Below are 6,374 nucleotides of genomic sequence, written 5' to 3' on the forward strand. Positions count from 1 at the left end.
ACACCGTGACGGATCGACTGAATCGCCTTGATCACCCCGCCCACACCCGCAGCCGCCTGCGTATGAGCCAGATTCGACTTCAACGACCCCAACCAGAGCGGATCACCCTCCGCCCGCCCCTGACCGTACGTCGCCAGCAACGCCTGCGCCTCGATCGGATCACCCAACCGCGTCCCCGTCCCATGCGCCTCCACCGCGTCCACATCAGCGGTCGACAGCCCGGCGTTCTCCAACGCCGCCTGGATGACGCGTTGTTGGGACGGCCCGTTGGGTGCCGTCATGCTGCTGGACGCGCCGTCCTGGTTGATGGCGCTGCCGCGGATGACGGCCAGGACCGGGTGCCCGTTCCTGCGGGCGTCCGAGAGACGTTCCAGCATCAGGACGCCGACGCCCTCGGAGCAGCCGGTGCCGTCCGCGTCGGCGGCGAAGGACTTGCACCGCCCGTCCTTCGCCATACCGCGCTGGTGGCTGAAGTAGAGGAACATGTCCGGCGTGGTCATCACCGTCACACCGCCGGCCAGCGCCATCGAGCACTCGTCGGACCGCAGGGCCTGGGCGGCGAGGTGCAGGGCGACCAGCGACGACGAGCACGCCGTGTCCACGGTGACCGAAGGGCCTTCGAGGCCCAGGGTGTAGGACACGCGTCCCGACACCAGGCTTCCGCCGGTGGTCGCGGCGGCCTCCGTACCGAGTGCGTAGTCGTGGTACATCAGGCCGGCGAAGACGCCGGTGCGGCTGCCCTTCAGCGACAGCGGATCGATCCCCGCACTCTCCACAGCCTCCCACGACGTCTCCAGCAACAACCGCTGCTGCGGATCCATCCCCAACGCCTCACGCGGAGAGATACCGAACACCCCGGCATCAAAATCCGCCGCCCCGTACAGAAAACCACCCTCACGCGTCACCGTACGATTCGGCTTCCCCGGCTCCGGATCGTACAGACCCTCCACATCCCACCCACGATCCACCGGGAAGGCCGACACACCGTCCCGGCCCTCCACCAGCAGATCCCACAGATCATCCGGAGAACCCACCCCACCCGGATAACGGCACGCCATCCCCACCACCGCGATCGGCTCACCGCTGGATTTGCGTTCGGCGGCGGCGAGCCTTTTGCGCGCGTCACGCAAGTCGGCTGTCGCCCGGCGCAGATACTCGAGAAGTTTTTCCTCGTTACTCACCGAGCATGCCCTCCTGTGTCATGACGTGGCAGCGGACTACGGACCCGAGGCGCAATGCGGAGACGAAGAGTGGGACCGCTCGGAAAATTACGGCGCCGGTCGGCGGCTGCCCACCCCTGACTCGTGGCCGCGGTCCCCACATTCCAGCCCCTGCCCACCCCAGAGCATGCGAGGGGGCCGCCGGCCGGTGCGAGGGTCGGGCACCGGGCAGTTGAGTCGGCTCGTACCCGTCCCGGCCTGCGATCGGTGGGGCCGGGGCGCCGCGCGTCGGCGGCCCGTCGGCCCGTCAGCACCGGCCGGGCCGCGCCTTCATAGGGGCGGGTAGGGGTACTGGTTCAAGTCGGTCGGGGCTAGCGTCAGCGGCCTGGGACGGCTTCCTGCCGAGCACGTGGCCGGGTGACCGTTCCGAGCCTCCGCTCCGCGCCGCCCATTCCGTTTCCGTATTCCGTACGGTCGCTTCCTGTCGGTCTCTTCGGACTCCCCGGGGCTGTCCGTGGGCGGTTCCGTGGTTCGGTGGCAGTGCGGTACGGCGGCCTCGCCAGAAGCGTCCACCCAACGCATCCGAACCGGAGTCACCATGTGGGATGAGCAGTTCGACACTCTTCTGCGCAAGCAGTTGTCCTTTCTTCCGCCGGACGAACCGCTCACCGGCGACACACAGCTGCGGGACTACGGGCTGGACTCGCTCGGGATGGTCGAGCTCCTGGCCACTCTCGAAGCCGCCTATGACGTCCATTTCCGTGACGAGTCACTGTCGTTGGAGATCTTCGAGACCCCGCAGCTTCTCTGGGACGCCTTGCAGGGTCTGCGCTGAGGACTGGGTCCGTGCATACCGCGTCGGCGCTTCGGCTCCACGAGGGTGACCGGGCGCGGCTGGAGACGCTCGCCCGGATGTCGACCGCGCCGGCCGGACTCGTCCGGCGCGCGCGGATCGTTCTGCTCGCCGCCGACGGCGCCTCGAACACGGATGTCGCCGCCCGGCTGAGGGTGTCCCGGCCGACGGTGATCAAGTGGCGGAGCCGGTACGAGGAGGCGGGCATCGAGGCGTTGGGCGATCTGCCGCGCCCCGGCCGCCCGTCCACGGTCGACGAGGTCGCGGTGCTGGTCACCACGCTCGCGCACGGTGGCAAGCCGCCCGCCCGGCTGGATGCGCCGTACTGGACGTCCCGGCTGCTCGCCGCCGAGCTGGGGCTCGCGCACTCCACCGTGTCCCGGGTGTGGCGCAAGTGGGGTGTCCGGCCGCGGTGGCCGGAGTCCTTCCGGCTGCCCGCCGAGCCACCGCTGAGCCCCGGAGCCCATCGAACGGTCGTCGGCGTCTGTCTCGCGCCGCCGTGGCACGCGGTGGTCCTGCGGGCGGACGGGCGGTCCGGGCGCTGGGCCGAGGAGCGTCTTCGTCCTCCGGCCGTGGAACGGTCACGGCCCGCGGCCGGTCGGGCACCCGCACTCGACGTTCTGCTCGGCTTCCTGGAGACGGTCGCCCAGGCCCATCCGTACGCGCGGCTCCAGGTCCTGATGGACGGGACGGCCCCGGCGCAGGGCCGGGGCCTGGGGGCGTGGCAGGCGAAGAATCCACGGGTCACGTTGCATCGCACACCGACTTCGTGTTCCTGGTCCGAGCTCATCGACGTACTCATCGCGGTCAGTGGTGGCGCGGCGCTGCGTTCGGCCGTCTTCGAGGCCGACCCCGCGCTGAGCGGGTCGTTGCGCACGCTCGTCGAGGCCCGCCTCGGCCCATGGCGTGACCCTCTCGTCCCAGCTCTGCTGGGCGGGGATCCCGCAGGCGGTGAGCGCCGGTCCACCTCATCCATCCACCGTCACCTCTCCGGGACTCCTCATGGACCAGACGTCAGCCCACGCCCTCTATGACCGGTTTTTGCGCGGCCTCGCGCGGTCGCCGCACGGGATCGCCGTTCGCGCGGGCGACCGCTCGCTCACCTACACGGAGCTGTACGACCGGGCGCTGATCTGGGCAGGTTCGCTCCTGGCCGGGTTGCCCGAGTGTCCGGCCACGGTCGGCGTGCTGGCGGGGAAGGGCATCGACGCCTACACAGGCATCCTGGCGTGCCTGTTCACCGGGGTGACGATGGTGCCGCTCCAGCCGTCCTTCCCCGTGCTGCGCACACGTCAGATGCTCGAAGCGGCGGGGGTGCAGGCGCTGTTCGTGGACAGTGAGGCCGCCACGGCACTGGCGCGGCTGCGGGCGGACGGGGTCGCACTGCCCGCGCTGCTGGACGGCGCCTGGTCCGGGGAGGGACAGGTGATCGTGCCGGATCCCGCGCTGCGGCTGCCGTGCCCGTGCGCGGTCGCGCCGGACGAAGTCGCGTACGTGCTGTTCACGTCCGGCTCGACGGGCCGGCCGAAGGGTGTGCCGGTGACCCACGCCAACGGAGCCCACTACTTCGGGCTGCTGGACGCCCGTTACGACTTCGGCCCCGACGACGTGTTCTCACAGAACTTCGATCTGAACTTCGACTGTGCCGTCTTCGACGTGTTCTGCGCGTGGGGTGCGGGCGCCACGCTGGTCGCCGTTCCGGCGAGCGCGTACCTGAACCTGCCGGGGTTCGTGGCGGAGCAGGGCATCACGGTGTGGTTCTCCACACCCAGCGTGATCAGCCTGGTCCGGCGGACGGGCGGGCTGGGCGACGGGGAGCTGCCCTCGTTGCGGTGGAGCTTCTTCGCGGGCGAGGCGGTGACGGTCCGGGACGTCGAGGACTGGCAGCGGGCCGCGGCGAAGTCATCGGTGGAGAACCTCTACGGACCGACGGAGCTGACCATCACCATCACGCACCATCGCTGGTCGCCCGAGGATTCTCCGCGGATCGCCGCGGCGGGTGTCGTGCCGATCGGCCGGGTCCATCCGGGCCATGCGTGGCTGATGGTGGACGAGAGCGGTGAACCGCACCCGGAGGAAGGCGAGTTGTGCATCGCCGGCCCGCAGCTCACGGCCGGGTATCTCGACCCCGCCGACGACGCCGGCCGGTTCCTGGTCCGGGAGGGCCTGCGCTACTACCGGACGGGGGACCGGGTCCGGTCGGCCGAGGGGTGCCAGTTGTTGTATCTGGGCCGGCTGGATCAGCAGGTCCAGGTGCGCGGAGTGCGGGTCGAGCTGGCGGAAGTAGACGAGGCGTTGCGCGGCTGCCCCGGGGTCCAGGACGGGGTGGCCGTGCCGGTGCGGTCGGGTGAGAGCGTCGAACTGGTGGCCTTCCACACCGGCGAGGCCGTCCCCGCGGTGGCTCTGGCGCGTGAGCTGAGCCGCTCGCTCCCCCGGGCCGTGATCCCCCGGCACTTCTTCCACACGGCGGAGTTCCCGCTCAACCCGAATCGCAAGATCGACCGCAGGGCGCTGATCCGCCTGGCCGAGGAACGGCTCGGCAAGGCGCTCTGACATCACAGGCGGGCGGTGCGCCCGCGGAATCGAGTACGCCGATGAGTACGTAACACGCATAGCGTATGTGATACGCTCCGCGTGTTACGTACTCAGGGGTCCGGAAGCAGGAAGGCATGGACGTTTGCCATGACAGAAATCAAGCCCCGGGCGGGGCTCAAGGAATGGCTCGGCCTCGTGGTGATCGTCCTGGTCACCCTGCTGATCGCCGTTGACATCTCGGTGCTGGGCTTCGCCATCACGCCCATCAGCGAGTCTCTGAAGCCGAGCGCCACCCAGCTGCTGTGGATCATGGACATCTACAGCTTCGTCCTGGCCGGCGCGCTGATCACGATGGGCTGGGTGGGCGACCGGCTCGGGCGGCGGAAGCTGCTGATCGTCGGTGCGGCCGTCTTCGGTATCGCCTCCGCACTGGCCGCGACGGCCGACAGCCCGGAGATGCTCATCGGCGCGCGGGCACTGCTCGGCCTCGGGGCGGCGACCCTGACACCGACCTCGCTCGCCCTGATCCGCAACATGTTCCAGGACTCGGCCCAGCGCAAGACCGCCATCGCCGCCTGGAGCGGCACGCTCGCGACAGGTGCCGCCATCGGTCCGGTGGTCGGCGGTCTGATGCTGAACAACTTCTGGTGGGGTTCGGTCTTCGTGATCAACACCCCGGTCATGGTGCTGGTGCTGATCCTGGCCCCGATCCTGCTGCCGGAGCGGCGCGACCCCTCGCGCGGCAAGCTCGACGTGCTCGGCGCCCTGTTGTCGATGGCCGGAATCATGCCGTTCATCTACGGCCTCAAGGAGCTGGTCGTCGACGGCTACAGCCGCAACGCCGCGATCTGGGCCGCGGTGGGGGTCGTCCTGCTGATCGCCTTCGTCCAGCGCCAGCGCACGACGCACTACCCACTGATCGACATCTCGCTGTTCCGCTACGGCGGCTTCACCGGCTCGATCCTCACCAACCTGATGGTGATGTTCTCCTTCATGGGCATCAGCATCCTCACCAACCAGTACATGCAGATGGTGCTGGGCATGACCCCGTTCCGTGCGTCTCTGTGGTCGCTCGCGGTGCTGCCGGCCATCGGAGCCGCGGTCGGTGTCGTCTCGGCACTGTCCCGCAAGGTCAAACCCGTCTACCTCGTCGCCAGCGGCATGCTGGTGATGGCGATCGGTTTCAGCGTCCTGAGCCGGCTCGACGTGCACTCGAACATCGCGGTGCTGCTGGTGGGAGTGGGTCTGATGGCAGCCGGCATGACGGCGTCGAAGACCCTGACGGCGGAGATCGTGGTCACCTCCGCCCCGAAGGAGCACGCCGGTTCGTCCACGGCCACCTCGGAGACGTTCACCGAGTTCGGCAGCGCGTTCGGCTTCGCCGTCATCGGCAGCATCGGTTCCGCGGTGTACCGCAGCGACATGAACGGGGTGAACCCGGCCGGCCTCGGCGGGGAGGCTCTGGGCGCGGTACGGAACACCATCGGCGGCGCAGCCACCGTGGCGGCACAGCAGCCGTCCGCGATCGGCGCCGAGCTCATCGCCACCAGCCGTGAGGCCTTCACGCACGGCCTCCAGATCGCCGCACTGTCCGGGGCCGGCGCCATGGTCGTGATCGCCGCGATCGTCGTGCTGCTGCTGCGCAAGGTACCGATCGAGACGGGCGACCCCGTGGACCCTTACGACATCGATGCTCCGGCGACCGTCCCGGCCGCCGGAAGGATGCAGCCCACCGCGGGCTGACTCCAGGCCCCCCGGCCGCGCACATGACAGTGGGCCGGTTCCCCCCACCTTCGGGGGGGGGTACCCGGCCCACTGTCATGTGC

The 6,374-nt window shown here is 69.6% G+C and carries 5 protein-coding genes; 4 read left to right on the top strand and 1 reads right to left on the bottom strand.

Features of this window, described 5'->3' with window-relative positions; translation table 11 throughout:
* Positions 1-1,181 (bottom strand): beta-ketoacyl synthase N-terminal-like domain-containing protein (locus ACFVUT_RS37450; protein ID WP_389661196.1); only part of this gene is annotated, 1,181 nt, incomplete at its 3' end.
* 577 nt (positions 1,182-1,758) lie between these two features.
* On the opposite strand from ACFVUT_RS37450, the gene ACFVUT_RS37455 reads away from it, so the two are divergent.
* The 4 genes from ACFVUT_RS37455 (at position 1,759) to ACFVUT_RS37470 (ending at position 6,291) form a co-directional block, all read left to right on the top strand.
* Complete coding sequence (locus ACFVUT_RS37455) at positions 1,759-1,995, top strand: acyl carrier protein (RefSeq protein ID WP_389661198.1); 237 nt, start codon at positions 1,759-1,761, stop codon at positions 1,993-1,995.
* Positions 1,996-2,006: 11 nt separating this feature from the next.
* Positions 2,007-3,047 carry a helix-turn-helix domain-containing protein gene (locus ACFVUT_RS37460; protein WP_389661200.1) on the top strand — a complete coding sequence of 347 codons (1,041 nt, stop codon included), beginning with the start codon at positions 2,007-2,009 and terminating at the stop codon, positions 3,045-3,047.
* On the top strand, positions 3,016-4,566 hold the full coding sequence (locus ACFVUT_RS37465; protein WP_389661202.1) for an AMP-binding protein: 1,551 nt from the start codon (positions 3,016-3,018) through the stop codon (positions 4,564-4,566). The genes ACFVUT_RS37460 and ACFVUT_RS37465 overlap by 32 nt, the downstream gene beginning before the upstream one ends.
* Positions 4,567-4,695: 129 nt before the next feature.
* Positions 4,696-6,291 (top strand): MFS transporter, encoded by a 1,596-nt coding sequence (locus tag ACFVUT_RS37470; RefSeq protein ID WP_389661204.1) that lies wholly within the window; start codon positions 4,696-4,698, stop codon positions 6,289-6,291.
* Positions 6,292-6,374: the final 83 nt, after the last annotated feature.

Source organism: Streptomyces sp. NPDC058051 (assembly GCF_042885475.1).
In the GTDB taxonomy this organism is placed as follows: Bacteria; Actinomycetota; Actinomycetes; order Streptomycetales; family Streptomycetaceae; genus Streptomyces.

What these genes read in the sequence shown, in the direction of transcription:
- ACFVUT_RS37455 (WP_389661198.1), top strand. Translation starts at nt 1,759, where the DNA reads ATGTGGGATGAGCAGTTCGACACTCTTCTGCGCAAGCAGTTGTCCTTT.
- ACFVUT_RS37465 (WP_389661202.1), top strand. Translation starts at nt 3,016, where the DNA reads ATGGACCAGACGTCAGCCCACGCCCTCTATGACCGGTTTTTGCGCGGC.
- ACFVUT_RS37470 (WP_389661204.1), top strand. Translation starts at nt 4,696, where the DNA reads ATGACAGAAATCAAGCCCCGGGCGGGGCTCAAGGAATGGCTCGGCCTC.